The organism is Enterobacter sp. SLBN-59, assembly GCF_024807915.1.
GTDB lineage: Bacteria > Pseudomonadota > Gammaproteobacteria > Enterobacterales > Enterobacteriaceae > Enterobacter > Enterobacter asburiae_B.
Genome location: NZ_JANUFI010000001.1, coordinates 4,403,707 through 4,424,105 on the forward strand (window position 1 = coordinate 4,403,707; position 20,399 = coordinate 4,424,105).

Annotated in this window: 18 protein-coding genes; 16 read left to right on the top strand and 2 right to left on the bottom strand. The window is 55.0% G+C overall.

What is annotated here, in order from left to right; genetic code table 11:
* The first annotated feature begins 275 nt into the window (after nucleotides 1-275).
* From yfbV to M2422_RS21020, 4 genes are all read left to right on the top strand, one after another.
* Nucleotides 276-731: a terminus macrodomain insulation protein YfbV gene (gene yfbV / locus M2422_RS21005; RefSeq protein WP_023312543.1), complete on the top strand. Its 456-nt coding sequence runs from the start codon at nucleotides 276-278 to the stop codon at nucleotides 729-731.
* 91 nt (nucleotides 732-822) lie between these two features.
* The gene (locus M2422_RS21010; RefSeq protein ID WP_008502874.1) at nucleotides 823-1,317 is read left to right on the top strand and encodes a YfbU family protein; all 495 of its coding nucleotides are present in this window, start codon (nucleotides 823-825) and stop codon (nucleotides 1,315-1,317) included.
* Between the two features lie 11 nt (nucleotides 1,318-1,328).
* Nucleotides 1,329-1,988 (top strand): sugar phosphatase, encoded by a 660-nt coding sequence (locus M2422_RS21015; RefSeq protein ID WP_064672889.1) that lies wholly within the window; start codon nucleotides 1,329-1,331, stop codon nucleotides 1,986-1,988.
* Nucleotides 1,989-2,063: 75 nt separating this feature from the next.
* Nucleotides 2,064-3,896 carry an SLC13 family permease gene (locus M2422_RS21020; RefSeq protein WP_047060609.1) on the top strand — a complete coding sequence of 611 codons (1,833 nt, stop codon included), beginning with the start codon at nucleotides 2,064-2,066 and terminating at the stop codon, nucleotides 3,894-3,896.
* An 81-nt stretch (nucleotides 3,897-3,977) separates the two neighbouring features.
* Here the strand turns inward: M2422_RS21020 and yfbR are convergent, their stop codons facing one another.
* Both yfbR and alaA read right to left on the bottom strand, forming a co-directional pair.
* Nucleotides 3,978-4,577 carry a 5'-deoxynucleotidase gene (gene yfbR / locus M2422_RS21025; protein WP_023312539.1) on the bottom strand — a complete coding sequence of 200 codons (600 nt, stop codon included), beginning with the start codon at nucleotides 4,575-4,577 and terminating at the stop codon, nucleotides 3,978-3,980.
* Between the two features lie 94 nt (nucleotides 4,578-4,671).
* On the bottom strand, nucleotides 4,672-5,886 hold the full coding sequence (gene alaA, locus M2422_RS21030; RefSeq protein ID WP_008500204.1) for an alanine transaminase AlaA: 1,215 nt from the start codon (nucleotides 5,884-5,886) through the stop codon (nucleotides 4,672-4,674).
* 937 nt (nucleotides 5,887-6,823) lie between these two features.
* On the opposite strand from alaA, the gene lrhA reads away from it, so the two are divergent.
* The 12 genes from lrhA (at nucleotide 6,824) to nuoL (ending at nucleotide 20,264) form a co-directional block, all read left to right on the top strand.
* The gene (gene lrhA, locus M2422_RS21035) at nucleotides 6,824-7,762 is read left to right on the top strand and encodes a transcriptional regulator LrhA (protein WP_029741933.1); all 939 of its coding nucleotides are present in this window, start codon (nucleotides 6,824-6,826) and stop codon (nucleotides 7,760-7,762) included.
* Nucleotides 7,763-8,393: 631 nt separating this feature from the next.
* Entirely contained in the window at nucleotides 8,394-8,834 is a 441-nt protein-coding gene (gene nuoA / locus M2422_RS21040; RefSeq protein WP_014171000.1) for an NADH-quinone oxidoreductase subunit NuoA, read from the top strand.
* Nucleotides 8,835-8,849: 15 nt separating this feature from the next.
* Nucleotides 8,850-9,524 carry an NADH-quinone oxidoreductase subunit NuoB gene (gene nuoB, locus M2422_RS21045; protein ID WP_003861482.1) on the top strand — a complete coding sequence of 225 codons (675 nt, stop codon included), beginning with the start codon at nucleotides 8,850-8,852 and terminating at the stop codon, nucleotides 9,522-9,524.
* 89 nt (nucleotides 9,525-9,613) lie between these two features.
* Complete coding sequence (nuoC, locus tag M2422_RS21050; RefSeq protein ID WP_074399140.1) at nucleotides 9,614-11,416, top strand: NADH-quinone oxidoreductase subunit C/D; 1,803 nt, start codon at nucleotides 9,614-9,616, stop codon at nucleotides 11,414-11,416.
* A gap of 2 nt (nucleotides 11,417-11,418) precedes the next feature.
* Entirely contained in the window at nucleotides 11,419-11,919 is a 501-nt protein-coding gene (gene nuoE, locus M2422_RS21055; protein ID WP_006176513.1) for an NADH-quinone oxidoreductase subunit NuoE, read from the top strand.
* On the top strand, nucleotides 11,916-13,253 hold the full coding sequence (gene nuoF / locus M2422_RS21060) for an NADH-quinone oxidoreductase subunit NuoF (RefSeq protein WP_064672888.1): 1,338 nt from the start codon (nucleotides 11,916-11,918) through the stop codon (nucleotides 13,251-13,253). Before nuoE ends, nuoF begins: the two co-directional genes overlap by 4 nt.
* A 55-nt stretch (nucleotides 13,254-13,308) precedes the next feature.
* On the top strand, nucleotides 13,309-16,032 hold the full coding sequence (gene nuoG, locus M2422_RS21065; RefSeq protein ID WP_069303116.1) for an NADH-quinone oxidoreductase subunit NuoG: 2,724 nt from the start codon (nucleotides 13,309-13,311) through the stop codon (nucleotides 16,030-16,032).
* Complete coding sequence (gene nuoH / locus M2422_RS21070; protein ID WP_008500211.1) at nucleotides 16,029-17,006, top strand: NADH-quinone oxidoreductase subunit NuoH; 978 nt, start codon at nucleotides 16,029-16,031, stop codon at nucleotides 17,004-17,006. The genes nuoG and nuoH overlap by 4 nt, the downstream gene beginning before the upstream one ends.
* 13 nt (nucleotides 17,007-17,019) lie before the next feature.
* The gene (nuoI, locus tag M2422_RS21075) at nucleotides 17,020-17,562 is read left to right on the top strand and encodes an NADH-quinone oxidoreductase subunit NuoI (protein ID WP_003861491.1); all 543 of its coding nucleotides are present in this window, start codon (nucleotides 17,020-17,022) and stop codon (nucleotides 17,560-17,562) included.
* Between the two features lie 10 nt (nucleotides 17,563-17,572).
* On the top strand, nucleotides 17,573-18,127 hold the full coding sequence (gene nuoJ / locus M2422_RS21080) for an NADH-quinone oxidoreductase subunit J (RefSeq protein ID WP_023312534.1): 555 nt from the start codon (nucleotides 17,573-17,575) through the stop codon (nucleotides 18,125-18,127).
* Complete coding sequence (nuoK, locus tag M2422_RS21085) at nucleotides 18,124-18,426, top strand: NADH-quinone oxidoreductase subunit NuoK (RefSeq protein WP_003861496.1); 303 nt, start codon at nucleotides 18,124-18,126, stop codon at nucleotides 18,424-18,426. The genes nuoJ and nuoK overlap by 4 nt, the downstream gene beginning before the upstream one ends.
* Complete coding sequence (gene nuoL, locus M2422_RS21090) at nucleotides 18,423-20,264, top strand: NADH-quinone oxidoreductase subunit L (RefSeq protein ID WP_064672886.1); 1,842 nt, start codon at nucleotides 18,423-18,425, stop codon at nucleotides 20,262-20,264. The genes nuoK and nuoL overlap by 4 nt, the downstream gene beginning before the upstream one ends.
* The last annotated feature ends 135 nt before the right edge of the window (nucleotides 20,265-20,399 follow it).

The following is a 20,399-nucleotide window of genomic DNA, read 5'->3' on the forward strand; positions in this document are numbered from 1 at the left end:
GAGGACTCAGACATTTATGATTAACATCATGCCAAACGAACATTGTGGCATGATGGAAGAAATAACTATGATTTTATGCCATTTTGCACAATTTTCAGCCAATGGCATAATATGCAATAATTTGACGAGTTAATGATTCTCGTCTAAGGCCCTATCAGGCTGGCACAGGATACCCGATACGGGGTAGAGATGACAAAATATTTTGAACGTTGTCATAGCTTGTTGTGGTTTTGCACGAAAATTTTAATTTTTATATGTGAAGTTGAGGTACAGCCATGTCGACACCAGAGAACCCGTCCGTAAATTTCTTTAGTCTGTTTCGTCGGGGACAGCATTACGCAAAGACGTGGCCGATGGAAAAGCGCCTTGCGCCAATGTTCATTGAGAATCGCACCATCCGCGCTACGCGCTATGCGATTCGCTTTATGCCGCCTGTCGCTGTCTTTACGCTGTGCTGGCAGATTGCGTTGGGCGGGCAGCTTGGTCCTGCAGTCGCGACGGCGCTCTTCGCCTTAAGCCTGCCGATGCAGGGCCTGTGGTGGTTAGGTAAACGCTCCATCACTCCGCTTCCCCCTTCTATTTTACACTGGTTTTATGAAGTGCGCGGAAAACTGGAGGAGGCCGGACAGGCGCTCGCCCCGGTCGAAGGCAAGCCGGACTACCAGGCGCTGGCGGACACGTTAAAGCGCGCTTTTAAGCAACTGGATAAAACATTCCTCGATGATTTGTGATTGATCATCGAAACGACGACGAAAAGAAGGCACAGTAACAATCAGTTACCGTGTCTTTTTTTTAAGTGCAATGCGCTACAGGAGTCGAAAGATGGAAATGACCCATGCTCAACGTCTGATTTTGTCCAACCAGTACAAGATGATGACTATGCTTGATCCCGATAACGCTGCGCGCTACAGCCGCCTGCAAACCATCGTCGAACGCGGTTTTGGTTTGCAAATGCGCGAACTGGACCGCGAGTTTGGCGAGCTGAAAGAAGAAACCTGTCGCATCGTGATCGACATTATGGAGATGTATCACGCCCTGCACGTGTCCTGGACGAATCTCAAAGATCAGCAGTCCATCGACGAGCGCCGCGTGACCTTCTTAGGCTTTGATGCCGCAACGGAAGCGCGTTATCTGAGCTATGTTCGCTTTATGGTGAATACAGAAGGGCGCTATACCCACTTTGACGCGGGCACCCACGGCTTCAACGCGCAGACCCCTATGTGGGATAAATATCAGCGAATGCTAAGCGCGTGGCACGCCTGCCCGCGTCAGTACCATTTAAGCAGCAACGAAATTCAACAAATCATTAATGCCTGACGGAGGTGCGTGTGCAGTGTAGAGGTTTTCTGTTTGATCTGGACGGTACGCTGGTGGATTCGCTGCCGGTTGTGGAGCGTTCCTGGTGCCATTGGGCTGACAGACATGGCATCGACCATCAGGACGTGCTGAATTTTATCCATGGCAAACAGGCCATCACCTCGCTACGGCACTTCCTGGCCGGACGCTCTGAGGACGAAATTCAGGCGGAGTTCAAATACCTGGAACATATTGAAGCCACGGATACGGACGGCATCACAGCCTTACCGGGCGCGCGCGAGCTGCTTGAGCATCTGAACGAAGCGCAGATCCCGTGGGCTATCGTTACCTCAGGCTCCATTCCCGTCGCCCACGCCCGTCACAAGGCGGCTGGTCTGCCGACGCCAGAAGTGTTTATCACGGCGGAGCTCGTAAAGCGCGGTAAACCGGAGCCCGACGCGTTTTTACTGGGCGCTGAACTGCTGGGCCTCGCCCCTGAAGAGTGCGTGGTGGTGGAAGACGCGGCCGCTGGCGTACTGGCCGGGCTGAACGCCGGAAGCCACGTTATTGCGGTGAATGTTCCGGCGGGATCTCCCCGCCTGGAGGAGGCAGACTTTGTGCTGGATTCACTGACGGCGCTGGCTGTTTCGAAAGCCTCTGACGGGGTTGTAACCGTCTCGCTAAAAATGTAATCACATGATATAGCCCCACATTGCTGGGGCTTTTTTATGGCAAAATTCCTCATCTCCCACTGACAAGGACATGTTGTGAACGGTGAACTGATTTGGGTCCTGAGCCTGCTTTTAATCGCCATCCTTCTTTTTGCAACGGGCAAGGTACGCATGGACGCCGTCGCCTTGTTTGTCATCGTCGCGTTTGTGCTGAGCGGTACGCTCACGCTGCCGGAAGCCTTCTCCGGGTTTAGCGATCCTAACGTTATCCTGATTGCCGCCCTGTTTATTATTGGTGATGGGCTGGTGCGTACCGGCGTGGCGACCATCATGGGGTCGTGGCTGGTGAAGGTGGCGGGCAGCAGCGAAACCAAAATGCTGATCTACCTGATGGTGACCGTCGCCGGGCTGGGAGCGTTTATGAGCTCAACGGGCGTGGTCGCCATCTTTATCCCGGTGGTGCTGAGCGTCTCCATGCGGATGCAGATCTCGCCGTCGCGCCTGATGATGCCCTTGAGTTTTGCCGGTTTGATCAGCGGAATGATGACGCTGGTAGCAACGCCGCCGAACCTGGTCGTCAACAGCGAGCTGATCCGGGAAGGATTCCAGGGCTTCAGTTTTTTCAGCGTCACCCCGCTTGGGCTGGTCATTCTGGTGTTGGGCGTGGTCTACATGCTGCTGACCCGGTTTGCCCTGAAAGGTGAAAAACAGGACAAAAATAAAGAAGGATGGAAGCGACGCACCTTCCGCGATCTGATTAAAGAGTACCGTCTCACCGGGCGCGCGCGCCGTCTGGCTATTCGTCCCGGCTCGCCGATGGTGGGACAGCGTCTTGACGACCTGAAGCTGCGTGAGCGCTATGGCGCGAACGTGATCGGCGTTGAGCGCTGGCGTCGTTTTCGCCGGGTGATTGTCAACGTTAACGGGGTGTCGGAATTCCGCGCGCGGGATGTCCTGCTGATTGATATGTCCACCGCGGACGTGGATCTGCGCGAGTTTTGCAGCGAACAGCTGCTGGAACCGATGGTGCTGCGCGGGGAGTATTTCTCCGATCAGGCGCTGGATGTCGGCATGGCCGAAGTATCGCTGATCCCGGAATCGGAATTGCTGGGTAAAACCGTGCGGGAAATGGGATTCCGAACCCGTTATGGCCTTAATGTCGTGGGGCTGAAGCGCGATGGCGTAGCGATGGAAGGGGCGGTGGTGGATGAGCCGATCCTGCTGGGCGATATCTTCCTGGTTGTCGGTAACTGGAAGCTGATTAGCCAGCTCGGGCAAAAAGGGCGCGATTTTGTGGTGCTCAACATGCCTGTCGAGGAGAGCGACGCGTCGCCTGCGCACAGCCAGGCGCCCCACGCGATTTTTTGTCTGGTGCTGATGGTGGCGCTGATGCTGACCGATGAAATCCCCAATCCGGTCGCGGCTATTATCGCCTGCCTTCTGATGGGCAAATTCCGCTGCATTGACGCCGAAAGCGCCTATAAAGCCATTCACTGGCCGAGCATTATCCTCATTGTCGGGATGATGCCTTTTGCCCTGGCGCTGCAAAAAACCGGCGGGGTGGATCTGATTGTTAAAGGCTTAATGGACGTTGGCGGCGGGTATGGGCCGTACATGATGCTGGTCTGTCTGTTCATCATGTGCGCCACCATCGGTCTGTTTATCTCGAATACCGCGACGGCGGTACTGATGGCGCCGATTGCGCTGGCGATGGCCAAATCCATGGGCGTGTCGCCGTATCCCTTTGCGATGATGGTCGCAATGGCGGCCTCCGCGGCATTTATGACGCCGGTCTCTTCACCGGTGAATACGCTGGTGCTGGGGCCCGGGAATTATAAGTTCAGTGATTTCGTGAAGCTGGGCGTGCCGTTCACCGTGCTGGTGATGGTGGTGTGCGTGGTATTGATACCGGTCCTGTTCCCGTTCTGATAATTTTGCCGGGCGGCGGCTGCGCCTTACCCGGCCTACTACCCGAAGGCCCTGCAAGCGCAGCGCCGCTGGGCAAACAGATTATAACGGTGAATCCTGGCTAATCTCATCCAGCGACAGATGGAAGCTTGGCACAAACACCTGCATAAAATAGTCCATCTCTTCGCTGCGGCGGGATTCCAGCGTTTTTTCCAGACGCGTTTTCGCCAGTAAAAATTCGTTATTCCCCGCGGACAGCTCTTCCAGACACTTCAGATAGGCGCAGAGCGCGTCGGCCTGCTTGACCAGAGACTTTTCATCTTCCGTGTACTGATGCTCATCGATGAGCGGCTCAAAAATGTCGCGCAACTCATCCGGCACCATGTCAATCAGCTTCTGCTGGGCAATTTTCTCGATGGCCTTATATTCCTGCGCAATTTGCGAGTTGAAATATTTCACCGGCGTGGGCAGGTCGCCGGTCAGCACTTCTGACGCATCGTGGTACATCGCCAGCAGGGCGATGCGCTCTGGATTAACCTGGCCGTTGAATTTGCGGTTTTTAATGGCGGCGAGCGCATGAGCAACCATGGCAACCTGCAGACTGTGCTCTGACACGTTCTCAGTGCGCACGTTGCGCATCAGCGGCCAGCGGTTGATGAGTTTCAGGCGGGAGAGGTGGGCGAAGAAATGACTCTGACTCATAGGTTACCTTTTGTCTTCACTGCGACAGGCGTTCATTGTGCGGGGAGGGGAGGGAAGATGCAAATCAGGCTACCGAAGTAGCCTGATTTTAAGATTACTGATGGTATCCGGAGAGGAAGCGCCCGAAGCGGCTGATGGCCATTTCGAGGTCATCTTCGCGCGGCAGCGTCACGATGCGCACGTGATCCGGCCACGGCCAGTTAAACGCCGTCCCCTGAACCAGCAGCACTTTTTCCTGAAGCAGGAAATCGAGCACCATTTTCTGGTCGTCGTGAATATTAAAGCGCTTCGCGTCAATTTTCGGGAACATATAGAGCGCGCCATTCGGCTTCACGCAGGAGACGCCTGGGATATCGTTGATCAGCTCCCACGCGCGGTTGCGCTGTTCGTACAGGCGACCACCGGGAACGATGAACTCGCTAATGCTCTGATAACCACCCAGCGCCGTCTGGATTGCGTGCTGCGCCGGCACGTTGGCGCATAAACGCATCGAGGCCAGCATCTCCAGCCCTTCGATATAGCCTTTGGCGTGCTTTTTCGGGCCGTTCAGTACCATCCAGCCCTGACGGAAACCGGCCACGCGGTAGGTTTTAGACAGGCCGTTAAAGGTGACGGTCAGCAGATCCGGTGCCAGCGCAGCGATTGAGTGGTGCTGTGCCGCGTCGTACAGGATCTTGTCGTAAATTTCGTCGGCAAAGATGATCAGGTTGTGCTGGCGGGCGAGCTCGACGATCTCCATCAGCAGCTCTTTTGAGTACACTGCACCCGTCGGGTTGTTCGGGTTAATGATCACGATGCCGCGCGTGCGGGGCGTGATTTTTGCGCGAATATCATCGAGGTCCGGGAACCAGTCGGAGGACTCGTCGCACAGATAGTGCACGGCTTTCCCGCTCGACAGTGATACGGCAGCCGTCCACAGCGGATAGTCCGGCGCGGGCACCAGCATTTCGTCCCCGCTGTTCAGCAGCGCCTGCATCGCCTGCACGATCAGTTCGGAAACGCCGTTGCCGATATAGATATCTTCAACGGTAACATCGCGCATACCGCGTGCCTGGTAGTGCTGCATGATGGCTTTACGTGCGGAGTAAAGTCCTTTTGAATCGCAATAGCCTTGTGCAGTTGGAAGGTTGCGGATCACATCAACCAGAATTTCATCCGGCGCTTCAAAACCAAATGGCGCAGGGTTACCAATGTTGAGTTTCAGAACCTTATTGCCTTCCTCTTCAAGGCGTTTTGCCTCTTTCAGAACCGGGCCGCGGATGTCATAACAGACGTTATCTAGCTTGCTGGATTTTTCGATAGGGGACATGAACCTTTAACCTTTTCGCTATTATTGCCGCTCCCTGCCGTGGAAGTCAGCACGGAATAATGTACTCCCCCCTCGCTTCGTTTTGAAGGGTGTGCAGTAGAAGATTTTGTGCCTGGAGCAAAATTTTGATAAATCTTTTTCGCTGTGCGTTAGCTTTTTTACTGTCTTAAAGTTGTGCGCATGGCACGATGATAGGTTAAATGTGCTATTCATTTGTCAGAATTCTGTATATTGTGCTGGTAAAAATAAGTGTTGAACCTGACAACGGTAGCAATCACCCTGCGTGACTTTTCGTAAAACCTGAATGCTTGATAAATGTTCCTGTAAAAGCATAATGTGGCTAAAAGTTACTCATGTGAAATTAATGTTAAGTGCCATTAATGAATGGTCTTAATCTAAATTAAAATTTATTTATTATTAACCTATAAAATGCAACTTTAGTTAATTTTAATAAAATTAGTTTAGAAGCTTAACATTCTTCTTTAATCCTCAATATTGCAATAAGACTTATAAATAAAGTGGATTTGGGTTAAGATGTCTTTCAGGAAAGCAGAGGACAGATGCAAAAATTTTGTATATCTGGCACTGACTTTTCGAATTAATTGATTGTTATTGTTGGAGTTATCTCTGGCTGGAATGTGTCGCACATCTCCTGCTACGTTGACAGCGCTGCGATAAAGATGGCAGAAAAGGTGTTATACCTTTAATGTAATTTACATAAACCTGCGAACATCTAAATATCCTGAACGTTTAAGAGAATAAAAATAACGTCATGAAACGTGCTTTCTGACTGTTGATATAAAGCAGCACAATAACTATCTGTCAGGCAGTCTGCCGGGCCGGGATGCGAGGGAAAACCTTCAGAGGGAATTGCTTAACTGTTACACACAGCTTCAACCCGGGCAGCTCCGCACGAGCAACCTGAAAGTGAATAGATATGATAAATGCAAATCGTCCGATAATGAATCTCGACCTCGATCTGCTGAGAACGTTTGTTGCGGTCGCCGATCTCAACACTTTTGCAGCAGCTGCTGCCGCCGTTTGCCGAACTCAGTCCGCCGTTAGCCAGCAAATGCAGCGGCTGGAGCAACTGGTTGGTAAAGAGCTTTTTGCACGTCACGGGCGTAATAAGCTCTTAACGGAACACGGTATTCAGCTACTGGGTTATGCCAGGAAAATTCTTCGCTTTAATGATGAAGCATGTATGTCATTAATGTTTAGCAACCTTCAAGGGGTGCTAACGTTAGGTGCATCTGATGAGTCAGCGGATACTATATTGCCGTTTCTTCTCAACCGTATTAGTTCGGTTTATCCGAAGCTTGCGCTGGACGTTAGCGTAAAACGTAATGCCTTTATGGTTGAGATGTTAAATGAGCACAAAGTCGACCTTGTGGTGACGACGCATCGTCCCGGGCAGTTTGATTGCCTGACGCTGCGCACATCACCTACACACTGGTATTGCGCAGCCGAGTACGTGCTGCAAAAAGGGGAGCCGGTTCCGCTGGTCTTGCTGGATGACCCGAGCCCGTTCCGCGATATGGTGCTCACGGCGCTGAATGAGGCCAACATTCCGTGGCGTCTGGCGTATGTGGCTTCCACGCTGCCAGCGGTTCGTGCCGCCGTGAAGGCCGGTCTGGGCGTAACGGCCCGTCCGGTAGAGATGATGAGCCCCGATCTGCGCGTTCTGGGGAAATCCGACGGTCTTCCTGCGCTGCCGGATACGGAGTATCTGCTCTGCCACAATTCGTCCAGCCATAACGAGTTGGCCAAAGTGGTGTTCGAGGCGATGGAAAACTACCATAACCCGTGGCAATTCGAGCGCGTTACCTCCGAAGGGGGGGATGACTCCCTGATCGTCGAAGGGGATTTTGAGTGATCGATAGCTCAATATTCTGGTAACAAAATGTAAGTGTAAAAAACAGCCACTCGTGTGATTTTCACATGCAGTGGCTTTTTTTACGCAATAATACCCGCTTATGGCGCAAGGGTTTTCAGGATACTCTCTTATTTATCAATAAGCTGAATACTTTTGCTTAAAACTTGTCCGTTTTCCGTTCTAACTTCGCCCATATCCCTCTCATGTTAAAAAAACAGGAAATATGTTGCCGTTTTCCATGTTGAATTAACAAAAGCGTGTCGCAGATCAAGAAAATACTCCTATTTGGGGGGAGGAATCGTTGGCAAATCCTGTCAAAATAGGAGGGTTATTTTTTTTACTTCCGAAACGGACACGATTCAACAACATACATTTGACGGAAAGTCATGCACCCACCAGGGTTAAAGGGCACCAAATGTTAATGAGAATCGCTCGATGTAATTTAATGTGAAGAAACCTTTGTTAAAGTTGACAATAGGTTATAGAAAGGAGTAAAAAACCCCATCATTTTGCTGTCTACGTCTCATTTCTGACAGTTAGTGTAAGGTTATTTGTTCCTCCCCATGAATCGATGTGATGCCCATCTGCCAGCAAGAGCAGTGTCGTTGGTATCACTTTTGATGAGTAAGCAATGAGTATGTCAACATCCACAGAAGTCATCGCTCATCACTGGGCATTCGCAATCTTTCTTATTGTAGCCATTGGCCTGTGCTGCCTGATGTTAGTCGGCGGCTGGTTCCTGGGCGGTCGCGCCCGTGCAAGGCACAAAAACACACCTTTCGAATCAGGTATTGATTCAGTAGGTTCCGCTCGCTTACGCCTGTCTGCCAAGTTCTATCTGGTAGCCATGTTCTTCGTCATCTTCGACGTGGAAGCGCTTTACCTTTTCGCATGGTCAACGTCCATCCGCGAAAGTGGTTGGGTGGGCTTTGTCGAGGCCGCAATTTTCATTTTAGTGCTACTGGCCGGTCTGGTTTATCTGGTGCGTATTGGCGCGCTTGACTGGACGCCTGCGCGTTCACGTCGTGAACACATCAACCCGGAAAACAGTATCTCTAATCGTCAGCAGTAACAGCGAGGCAATAAGATGGATTATACGCTCACCCGCATAGATCCTAACGGTGAGAATGACCGTTACCCCCTGCAAAAACAGGAGATCGTAACCGACCCCCTGGAGCAAGAAGTCAATAAAAGCGTGTACATGGGCAAACTCGAACATGCCATGCACGATATGGTCAACTGGGGTCGTAAGAACTCCATCTGGCCTTACAACTTTGGCCTTTCTTGCTGCTACGTTGAAATGGTGACGTCATTCACTGCGGTGCATGACGTTGCGCGTTTTGGGGCCGAGGTACTCCGTGCTTCCCCGCGTCAGGCTGACCTGATGGTGGTTGCCGGTACGTGCTTTACCAAGATGGCCCCGGTTATTCAGCGTCTGTATGACCAGATGCTGGAGCCAAAATGGGTTATCTCCATGGGCGCATGTGCAAACTCTGGCGGTATGTACGACATTTATTCCGTCGTGCAGGGCGTAGATAAATTTATCCCAGTGGATGTGTACATCCCGGGTTGTCCGCCACGTCCGGAAGCCTACATGCAGGCGCTGATGCTGCTGCAGGAATCTATTGGTAAAGAACGTCGCCCACTGTCGTGGGTTGTTGGCGATCAGGGTGTGTATCGCGCGAACATGCAGTCTGAGCGCGAGCGTAAACGTGGTGAACGTATTGCCGTCACCAATCTGCGTACGCCTGACGAAATTTAATTTGCGCCTGTAGGCCTGGAGAACACCTTCGCATATCACTACTCAAATAGCGCGAAGCCAGGCTCAACAGTCACCACGGACCATTTGCAATGGTGAACAATATGACCGACTTAACCGCGCAAGAAGCCGCCTGGCAGACCCGGGATCATCTGGATGACCCAGTCATTGGCGAACTGCGCAACCGTTTTGGGCCGGATGCCTTTACTGTTCAGGCTACCCGCACCGGGGTACCCGTTGTTTGGGTGAAGCGTGAGCAATTGCTGGAAGTTGTCGATTTCCTTAAGAAATTGCCAAAACCGTACGTCATGCTGTTTGACTTACACGGCATGGATGAACGTCTGCGTACCCACCGCCAGGGTCTCCCTGCTGCGGATTTTTCCGTTTTCTACCACCTGATCTCAATAGACCGTAATACGGATATCATGCTCAAGGTGGCATTGTCTGAAAACGACATGCATCTGCCGACGATCACCAAACTTTTCCCGAACGCGAACTGGTATGAGCGTGAAACCTGGGAAATGTTCGGCATGACCTTCAACGGCCACCCGCATCTGACGCGCATCATGATGCCGCAGACCTGGACCGGCCACCCGCTGCGTAAAGACTACCCTGCGCGTGCAACCGAATTCGATCCGTTTGAGCTGACCAAAGCCAAGCAGGATCTGGAGATGGAAGCGCTGACCTTCAAACCGGAAGACTGGGGCATGAAGCGCGGTACCGACAACGAGGACTTCATGTTCCTCAACCTCGGTCCAAACCACCCGTCTGCGCACGGTGCATTCCGTATTATCCTCCAGCTTGATGGCGAAGAGATTGTCGACTGCGTTCCGGACATCGGCTACCACCACCGTGGTGCTGAGAAGATGGGCGAGCGTCAGTCCTGGCACAGCTACATTCCGTATACCGATCGTATCGAGTACCTCGGCGGCTGCGTCAACGAAATGCCATACGTGCTGGCCGTTGAGAAACTGGCGGGTATCGTTACGCCGGATCGCGTTAACGTGATTCGCGTTATGCTGTCAGAACTGTTCCGTATCAACAGCCACCTGCTGTACATCTCCACGTTCATTCAGGACGTCGGCGCGATGACCCCGGTCTTCTTCGCCTTTACCGACCGTCAGAAAATCTACGATCTGGTGGAAGCGATTACCGGTTTCCGTATGCACCCGGCCTGGTTCCGTATCGGCGGCGTGGCACACGATCTGCCGCGCGGCTGGGACCGTCTGCTGCGTGAATTCCTCGACTGGATGCCAAAACGTCTGGCGTCTTATGAGAAAGCCGCGCTGCGTAACACCATCCTGAAAGGCCGTTCCCAGGGCGTTGCTGCCTACGGCGCGAAAGAAGCGCTGGAGTGGGGTACGACAGGTGCAGGTCTGCGTGCGACCGGTATTGATTTCGACGTGCGTAAAGCCCGTCCTTACTCTGGCTACGAGAACTTCGACTTTGAAGTCCCGGTGGGCGGCGGTGTTTCCGACTGCTACACCCGCGTGATGCTGAAAGTGGAAGAGCTGCGCCAGAGTCTGCGCATCCTTGAGCAGTGCCTCAACAACATGCCGGAAGGCCCGTTCAAGGCGGATCACCCGCTGACGACGCCGCCACCGAAAGAGCGCACGCTGCAGCATATCGAAACCCTGATCACCCACTTCTTGCAGGTTTCCTGGGGTCCGGTCATGCCGGCGCAAGAATCCTTCCAGATGATTGAAGCGACCAAGGGTATTAACAGTTACTACCTGACCAGTGACGGCAGCACCATGAGCTACCGTACCCGCGTGCGTACGCCGAGCTTTGCGCACCTGCAGCAGATCCCGTCCGCCATCCGCGGCAGTCTGGTCTCCGACCTGATTGTGTATCTGGGTAGTATCGATTTTGTTATGTCAGATGTGGACCGCTAATTATGCACGAGAATCAACAACCACAAACCGAGGCTTTTGAGCTGAGTGAAGCAGAACGTGCCGCGATTGAGCACGAGATGCACCACTACGAAGACCCGCGTGCGGCGTCCATTGAAGCGCTGAAAATCGTACAGAAACAGCGTGGTTGGGTGCCGGATGGGGCGATCTATGAGATCGCGAAAGTGCTGGGTATTCCAGCAAGTGACGTAGAGGGCGTAGCCACGTTCTACAGCCAGATCTTCCGTCAGCCGGTAGGCCGCCACGTGATCCGCTACTGTGACAGCGTTGTCTGCCACATTACCGGTTATCAGGGTATTCAGGCTGCGATTGAGAAAAAACTCAATATCAAGCCGGGCCAGACCACGTTCGATGGACGCTTTACCCTGCTGCCAACCTGCTGCCTGGGTAACTGCGACAAGGGGCCGACCATGATGATTGATGAGGACACTCACAGCCATCTGACGCCGGAAGCGATTCCTGACCTGCTGGAGCAGTACAAATGAAAACTGTAATTCGTACTGCTGAGACGCATCCGCTGACCTGGCGTCTGCGCGATGACAAACAGCCGGTATGGCTCGACGAATACCAGAGCAAAAACGGCTATGCCGGCGCGCGTAAAGCCCTTGGCGACATGGCGCCGGACGACATCGTTAACGCGGTGAAAGACTCCGGCCTGAAAGGGCGCGGCGGTGCGGGCTTCTCCACCGGTCTGAAGTGGAGCCTGATGCCGAAAGACGAATCCATGAACATCCGTTACCTGCTGTGTAACGCCGATGAAATGGAGCCGGGCACCTATAAAGACCGCCTGCTGATGGAACAGCTGCCGCACCTGCTGGTGGAAGGCATGCTGATCTCCGCGTTTGCGCTGAAAGCGTACCGTGGCTACATCTTCCTGCGCGGTGAGTACATCGAAGCAGCGGAAAACCTGCGTCGCGCGATTGCCGAAGCCACCGAAGCGGGCCTGCTGGGTAAAAACATCCTGGGCACCGGCTTTGACTTTGAACTGTTCGTGCACACCGGCGCAGGGCGTTATATCTGCGGTGAAGAAACCGCGCTGATTAACTCCCTGGAAGGCCGCCGCGCGAACCCGCGTTCCAAGCCACCGTTCCCGGCAAGCTCCGGCGTATGGGGTAAACCGACCTGCGTAAACAACGTTGAAACCCTGTGTAACGTTCCGGCTATCCTCGCCAACGGCGTGGAGTGGTATCAGGGCATCTCCTCAAGCAAAGATGCCGGTACCAAGCTGATGGGCTTCTCTGGTCGCGTTAAAAATCCTGGCGTCTGGGAACTGCCGTTCGGTACCACCGCACGTGAAATTCTTGAGGACTACGCTGGCGGCATGCGCGATGGCCTGAAATTCAAAGCCTGGCAGCCGGGTGGGGCAGGGACCGACTTCCTGACCGAAGCCCATCTTGACCTGCCAATGGAATTCGAAAGCATTGGTAAAGCAGGCAGCCGTCTGGGTACGGCGCTGGCGATGGCCGTCGACCACGAGATCGGCATGGTCTCGCTGGTGCGTAACCTGGAAGAGTTCTTCGCCCGCGAGTCCTGCGGCTGGTGCACACCGTGCCGTGATGGCCTGCCGTGGAGCGTGAAGATCCTGCGTGCAATCGAACGTGGTGAAGGCCAGCCTGGGGATATCGAGACGCTTGAGCAACTGTGTCGATTCTTAGGCCCGGGTAAAACCTTCTGTGCCCACGCACCGGGTGCCGTCGAACCTCTGCAGAGCGCGATCAAATATTTCCGCGACGAGTTCGAAGCAGGCATCAAGCAGCCGTTCAGCAATACCCATGCCATCAATGGGATTCAGCCGAACCTGCTTAAAGCGCGCTGGTAACGACAAGAATTTTGATTAACGCTCGGTTTCGACCGAGCCAACTGGAAGCATGCTAATGGCTACGATTCATGTAGACGGCAAAGAATACGAAGTCAACGGGGCGGACAACCTGCTGGAAGCTTGTCTGTCTCTTGGCCTCGATATTCCGTACTTTTGCTGGCATCCGGCGCTGGGCAGCGTCGGTGCTTGCCGCCAGTGTGCGGTGAAGCAATATCAAAACGCGGAAGACACGCGTGGTCGCCTGGTGATGTCCTGTATGACGCCAGCCACCGAAGGCACTTTTATTTCGATTGATGACGAAGAAGCTAAACAGTTCCGCGAAAGCGTTGTGGAATGGTTGATGACCAACCACCCGCACGACTGTCCGGTCTGTGAAGAGGGCGGTAACTGCCACCTTCAGGATATGACCGTGATGACCGGCCACAGCTTCCGTCGCTATCGCTTTACCAAGCGTACCCACCGTAACCAGGACCTGGGGCCGTTCATCTCTCACGAAATGAACCGCTGCATCGCCTGCTACCGCTGCGTGCGTTACTACAAAGATTACGCAGACGGTCAGGATCTGGGCGTGTATGGCGCGCACGATAACGTCTACTTCGGTCGTCCGGAAGACGGCGTGCTGGAAAGCGAATTCTCCGGTAACCTGGTAGAAATCTGCCCGACAGGCGTATTCACCGATAAAACCCACTCCGAGCGTTACAACCGTAAATGGGACATGCAGTTTGCGCCAAGCATCTGCCAGCAGTGTTCCCTCGGCTGTAACACCAGCCCGGGTGAGCGTTACGGCGAGCTGCGTCGTATCGAAAACCGTTACAACGGTACCGTTAACCACTACTTCCTCTGCGACCGCGGTCGTTTCGGCTATGGCTATGTGAACCTGAAGGACCGTCCGCGTCAGCCGGTTCAGCGCCGTGGCGACGACTTCATTACCCTGAACGCTGAGCAGGCGATGCAGGGCGCGGCAGATATTCTGCGCCAGTCGAAGAAAGTGATCGGTATCGGCTCCCCGCGTGCCAGCATCGAAAGCAACTTTGCGCTGCGCGAGCTGGTTGGAGCGGAAAACTTCTATACCGGTATCGCTCAGGGCGAGCAGGAACGTCTGCAGCTGGTACTGAAAGTGCTGCGTGAAGGCGGTATTCATACCCCTGCGCTGCGCGAAATCGAATCTTATGATGCGGTCCTGGTGCTGGGTGAAGACCTGACGCAGACGGGCGCACGCGCGGCTCTGGCGGTTCGCCAGGCGGTGAAGGGGAAAGCACGTGAAATGGCAGCGGCGCAGAAAGTGGCTGACTGGCAGATTGCGGCGATCCTCAACATTGGCCAGCGCGCGAAGCATCCTCTGTTTGTGACGAACGTCGACAACACCCGTCTGGACGATATCGCCGCGTGGACTTACTGCGCGCCGGTTGAAGATCAGGCGCGCCTCGGCTTTGCCATTGCCCACGCGCTGGACAGCAGCTCGCCGGCCGTTGAACTGGATCGCGACCTGCAAAACAAGGTTGACGTGATTGTTCAGGCCCTGGCGGGTGCGAAAAAACCGCTGATTATTTCCGGTACCAACGCCGGTAGCGCGGAGATCATTCAGGCGGCAGCCAACGTTGCCAAAGCCCTGAAAGGCCGCGGTGCTGACGTCGGTGTGACCATGATTGCCCGTGCGGTAAACAGCATCGGTCTGGGCATGATCGGTGGCGGCTCGCTGGAAGAAGCGTTAAGCGAACTGGAGTCCGGTGCCGCTGACGCCGTTGTGGTGCTGGAAAACGACCTGCATCGCCACGCCTCTGCCGCTCGCGTTGACGCCGCGCTCTCCAAAGCGCCGCTGGTGATGGTCATTGACCATCAGCGCACCGCGATCATGGACAAAGCGCACCTGGTGCTCTCTGCGGCAAGCTTCGCAGAAAGCGACGGTACGGTTATTAACAACGAAGGCCGCGCACAGCGCTTCTTCCAGGTTTACGACCCGGCGTACTACGACAGCAACACCGTGATGCTGGAAAGCTGGCGCTGGCTGCACTCCCTGCACAGCACCGTGCAGAGCCGTGAAGTGGACTGGACGCAGCTCGACCACGTTATCGACGCGGTAGTGGAAAAACTGCCTCAGCTGGCAGGCATTAAAGATGCCGCGCCTGAAGCAAGCTTCCGCATTCGCGGCCAGAAACTGGCGCGTGAACCGCACCGTTACAGCGGCCGTACCGCGATGCGCGCCAATATCAGCGTGCACGAACCGCGCCAGCCGCAGGATAAAGACACCATGTTCGCCTTCTCTATGGAAGGGAACAACCAGCCGTCTGCGCCGCGTTCGCAAATCCCATTCGCATGGGCGCCAGGCTGGAACTCCCCGCAGGCATGGAACAAGTTCCAGGCTGAAGTGGGTGGCTCCCTGCGTCACGGCGATCCGGGCGTGCGTCTGATTGAAGCCTCCGAAACCGGTCTGGACTTCTTCACCGCCGTACCGGCGAGCTTCCAGGCGCAGGAAGGTAACTGGCGTATCGCGCCGTACTACCATCTGTTCGGTAGCGACGAGCTGTCCCAGCGTTCACCGGTCTTCCAGACCCGCATGCCTCAGCCTTACATCAAGCTTAACCCGGCGGATGCCGCGAAGCTTGGCGTAAACGCGGGCGCAAACATTGCCTTTAGCTATGACGGCCAGACAATCAGCCTGCCGCTGATTATCTCCGAAGGTCTGACAGCAGGGCAGGTGGGTCTGCCGATGGGTATGCCTGGCATTGCGCCGGTTCTGGCGGGTGCGCGTCTTGATAATCTGCAGGAGGCAAAAGCATGAGTTGGTTAACGCCGGATCTTATCGACATCCTGCTGAGCATTCTGAAAGCGATTGTTATCCTGCTGGTGGTGGTCACCTGCGGCGCGTTCATGAGCTTTGGTGAACGTCGTCTGCTCGGTCTGTTCCAGAACCGTTACGGACCGAACCGCGTGGGCTGGGGTGGTTCACTCCAGCTGGTCGCGGACATGATCAAGATGTTCTTTAAAGAGGACTGGATCCCGCGCTTCTCGGACCGCGTGATCTTTACTCTGGCACCGATGATCGCCTTCACCTCGCTGCTGCTGGCGTTTGCTATCGTTCCGGTCAGCCCGACCTGGGTGGTCGCTGACCTGAACATCGGCATTCTGTTCTTCCTGATGATGGCAGGCCTCGCGGTTTACGCGGTGCTGTTCGCAGGCTGGTCCAGTAACAACAAATACTCGCTGCTGGGTGCGATGCGTGCTTCCGCGCAGACGCTGAGCTACGAAGTGTTCCTGGGTCTCTCCCTGATGGGCGTGGTGGCGCAGGCCGGTTCATTCAACATGACCGACATCGTCAATAACCAGGCTGACATCTGGAACGTTATCCCGCAGTTCTTTGGGTTTATTACCTTTGCTATCGCGGGCGTGGCGGTGTGTCACCGTCACCCGTTTGACCAGCCAGAAGCCGAACAGGAACTGGCCGACGGTTACCACATCGAATATTCCGGTATGAAATTCGGTCTGTTCTTCGTGGGCGAGTACATCGGTATCGTCACCATTTCCGCGTTGATGGTAACGCTGTTCTTCGGTGGCTGGCATGGCCCGTTCTTACCGCCGTTCATCTGGTTCGCGCTGAAAACCGCGTTCTTCATGATGATGTTCATTTTGATTCGCGCAGCGTTACCGCGTCCGCGTTATGACCAGGTAATGTCCTTCGGCTGGAAAGTGTGCCTGCCGCTGACGCTCGTCAACTTGTTGGTAACGGCGGCTGTCATTCTCTGGCAGCAGCCATAAGGGGCTATAGACCATGACCTTAAAAGAATTACTGGTAGGCTTTGGTACCCAGGTACGCAGTATCTGGATGATCGGCCTGCACGCGTTTGCCAAACGCGAAACCCGGATGTACCCGGAAGAGCCGGTATATCTGCCGCCGCGCTACCGTGGCCGTATCGTGCTGACGCGCGACCCGGACGGTTCCGAGCGCTGCGTTGCCTGTAACCTGTGTGCGGTAGCGTGTCCGGTCGGCTGTATCTCTCTGCAGAAAGCAGAGACGGTAGACGGCCGCTGGTACCCTGAGTTCTTCCGCATCAACTTCTCACGCTGCATCTTCTGCGGTCTGTGTGAAGAAGCGTGCCCAACCACGGCGATTCAGCTGACTCCAGACTTCGAGCTGGGTGAGTACAAGCGTCAGGACCTGGTGTACGAGAAAGAGGATCTGCTGATTTCCGGTCCGGGCAAATACCCGGAATATAACTTCTACCGGATGGCGGGTATGGCAATCGACGGCAAAGATAAGGGCGAAGCAGAGAACGAAGCTAAGCCTATCGACGTCAAGAGCCTGTTACCGTAAGGAGAGGGCAATGGAATTCGCTTTTTATATCTGTGGCCTTATCGCCATCCTGGCTACGCTGCGAGTGATTACGCACACCAATCCGGTGCATGCGCTGCTGTACTTAATCATCTCGCTGCTGGCCATTTCCGGGGTGTTCTTCGCACTGGGCGCGCACTTCGCCGGTGCGCTGGAAATCATCGTCTACGCCGGGGCCATCATGGTGCTGTTCGTGTTCGTGGTGATGATGCTGAACCTGGGCGGCTCTGAAATTGAGCAGGAACGTCAGTGGTTAAAACCGCAGGTGTGGATTGGCCCGGCAATTTTGTCGGCCATCATGCTGGCGGTGATTGTTTACGCCATTCTGGGCGTCAACGATCAGGGCATCGACGGCACGCCGATCGGCGCTAAAGAGGTCGGTATTACCCTCTTTGGCCCATACGTTCTGGCGGTTGAACTGGCCTCAATGCTGCTGCTGGCAGGTCTGGTTGTTGCTTTCCACGTTGGCCGCGAAGAGCGTGCTGGCGAGGTGCTGAGCAACCGCACTGACGACCGCGCGAAAAGAAAAACGGAGGAGCGCGCATGATCCCCTTAACACATGGACTGATCCTCGCTGCGATTTTATTCGTTCTGGGTCTGACCGGTCTGGTTATCCGCCGCAATCTGCTGTTTATGCTGATCGGTCTGGAAATCATGATTAACGCCTCCGCGCTGGCCTTCGTGGTCGCCGGAAGCTACTGGGGCCAGACCGATGGTCAGGTGATGTACATTCTCGCCATCAGCCTCGCGGCTGCCGAAGCGAGTATTGGCCTGGCGCTGTTGCTGCAGCTCCATCGTCGCCGCCAGAACCTGAACATCGATTCAGTAAGTGAGTTGCGTGGATGAACATGCTTGCCTTAACCATTATTTTTCCGCTGATTGGCTTCGTGCTGCTGGCGTTTTCTCGCGGCCGCTGGTCTGAGAATCTGTCTGCGACCGTGGGCATTGGCTCCATCGGTCTGGCTGCGCTGGTGACGGCGTATGCGGGTATCGACTTCATTAACAACGGGCGTCAGCCTTTCAGCGTGCCGCTGTGGACCTGGATGTCGGTCGGTGATTTCAATATCGGCTTCAACCTGGTGCTGGACGGCCTCTCGCTGACCATGCTCTCCGTGGTCACCGGCGTGGGCTTCCTGATCCACATGTTCGCCTCCTGGTATATGCGCGGTGAAGAGGGTTACTCCCGCTTCTTCGCCTACACCAACCTGTTTATCGCCAGCATGGTTGTTCTGGTGCTGGCCGATAACCTGCTGCTGATGTATCTGGGCTGGGAAGGCGTAGGTCTGTGTTCTTACCTGCTGATCGGTTTCTACTACACCGATCCGAAGAATGGCGCAGCGGCCATGAAAGCGTTCGTCGTGACCCGCGTGGGTGACGTCTTCCTCGCTTTCGCGCTGTTCATTCTTTACAACGAACTGGGCACGCTGAACTTCCGCGAAATGGTGGAACTGGCGCCGGCGCACTTCGCTGCAGGCAACAATATGCTGTGGTGGGCAACGCTGATGCTGCTGGGTGGTGCCGTGGGTAAATCCGCGCAGCTGCCGTTGCAGACCTGGCTGGCCGACGCGATGGCGGGTCCAACCCCTGTCTCCGCGCTGATCCACGCCGCAACCATGGTGACCGCCGGTGTCTACCTGATTGCGCGTACCCATGGCCTGTTCCTGATGACCCCGGAAATTCTGCATCTGGTGGGTATCGTCGGTGCGGTCACGCTGGTGCTGGCAGGCTTTGCCGCGCTGGTGCAGACCGACATCAAACGCGTTCTCGCTTACTCCACCATGAGCCAGATTGGCTATATGTTCCTGGCGCTGGGCGTTCAGGCGTGGGACGCAGCGATTTTCCACCTGATGACGCACGCGTTCTTTAAAGCGCTGCTGTTCCTCTCATCCGGTTCCGTGATTCTGGCCTGCCATCACGAGCAGAATATCTTCAAGATGGGCGGACTGCGTAAGTCCATTCCGCTGGTGTATGTCTGCTTCCTGGTGGGCGGCGCGGCGCTGGCGGCACTGCCGCTGATCACCGCGGGCTTCTTCAGTAAGGACGAAATCCTTGCGGGTGCCATGGCGAATGGTCATATCAATCTGATGGTTGCGGGACTGGTCGGTGCGTTCATGACCTCCCTGTATACCTTCCGTATGATTTTCATCGTATTCCACGGTAAAGAACAAATTCACGCTCACGCAGGGAAGGGGATTACCCACCACCTGCCGCTGATTGTGCTGCTGGTACTGTCCACCTTCGTTGGCGCGATGATTGTGCCACCGCTGCAGGGCGTACTGCCAGACACCACCGAGCTTGAGCATGGTCGCGTTCTGACGCTTGAAATCACCTCCGGTGTGGTCGCTATCACGGGCATCCTGATTGCAGCATGGCTGTGGCTGGGCAAACGTACGCTGGTGACTGCCGTTGCCAACAGTGCGCCGGGCCGTCTGCTGGGCACCTGGTGGTACAACGCGTGGGGCTTCGACTGGCTGTACGACATGATCTTCGTTAAGCCGTTCCTGGGCATTGCGTGGCTGCTGAAGCGTGACCCACTGAACAGCCTGATGAATATCCCGGCGATCCTTTCCCGCTTTGCAGGTAAAGGCCTGCTGTACAGCGAGAACGGTTACCTGCGCTGGTATGTGGCGTCCATGAGCATCGGTGCGGTTGTCGTGCTGGCGCTGCTGATGGTGTTGCGATAGTGGTTTTGCCCGGTGGCGCTGCGCTTACCGGGCCTACGAGACCGTAGGTCGGGTAAGCGTGAGCGCCACCCGACACCACAAACCGCACTAACGCGTGAATTTTGTCGAATTTGTTGAAAATCGGTCCCTTAAGGA

Bases quoted from the DNA above. Each gene is read 5' to 3' on its own strand.
- yfbV (WP_023312543.1), top strand. From the start codon at position 276: ATGTCGACACCAGAGAACCCGTCCGTAAATTTCTTTAGTCTGTTTCGT.
- M2422_RS21010 (WP_008502874.1), top strand. From the start codon at position 823: ATGGAAATGACCCATGCTCAACGTCTGATTTTGTCCAACCAGTACAAG.
- yfbR (WP_023312539.1), bottom strand. From the start codon at position 4,577: ATGAGTCAGAGTCATTTCTTCGCCCACCTCTCCCGCCTGAAACTCATC.
- alaA (WP_008500204.1), bottom strand. From the start codon at position 5,886: ATGTCCCCTATCGAAAAATCCAGCAAGCTAGATAACGTCTGTTATGAC.
- lrhA (WP_029741933.1), top strand. From the start codon at position 6,824: ATGATAAATGCAAATCGTCCGATAATGAATCTCGACCTCGATCTGCTG.
- nuoA (WP_014171000.1), top strand. From the start codon at position 8,394: ATGAGTATGTCAACATCCACAGAAGTCATCGCTCATCACTGGGCATTC.
- nuoB (WP_003861482.1), top strand. From the start codon at position 8,850: ATGGATTATACGCTCACCCGCATAGATCCTAACGGTGAGAATGACCGT.
- nuoC (WP_074399140.1), top strand. From the start codon at position 9,614: ATGGTGAACAATATGACCGACTTAACCGCGCAAGAAGCCGCCTGGCAG.
- nuoE (WP_006176513.1), top strand. From the start codon at position 11,419: ATGCACGAGAATCAACAACCACAAACCGAGGCTTTTGAGCTGAGTGAA.
- nuoF (WP_064672888.1), top strand. From the start codon at position 11,916: ATGAAAACTGTAATTCGTACTGCTGAGACGCATCCGCTGACCTGGCGT.
- nuoG (WP_069303116.1), top strand. From the start codon at position 13,309: ATGGCTACGATTCATGTAGACGGCAAAGAATACGAAGTCAACGGGGCG.
- nuoH (WP_008500211.1), top strand. From the start codon at position 16,029: ATGAGTTGGTTAACGCCGGATCTTATCGACATCCTGCTGAGCATTCTG.
- nuoI (WP_003861491.1), top strand. From the start codon at position 17,020: ATGACCTTAAAAGAATTACTGGTAGGCTTTGGTACCCAGGTACGCAGT.
- nuoJ (WP_023312534.1), top strand. From the start codon at position 17,573: ATGGAATTCGCTTTTTATATCTGTGGCCTTATCGCCATCCTGGCTACG.
- nuoK (WP_003861496.1), top strand. From the start codon at position 18,124: ATGATCCCCTTAACACATGGACTGATCCTCGCTGCGATTTTATTCGTT.
- nuoL (WP_064672886.1), top strand. From the start codon at position 18,423: ATGAACATGCTTGCCTTAACCATTATTTTTCCGCTGATTGGCTTCGTG.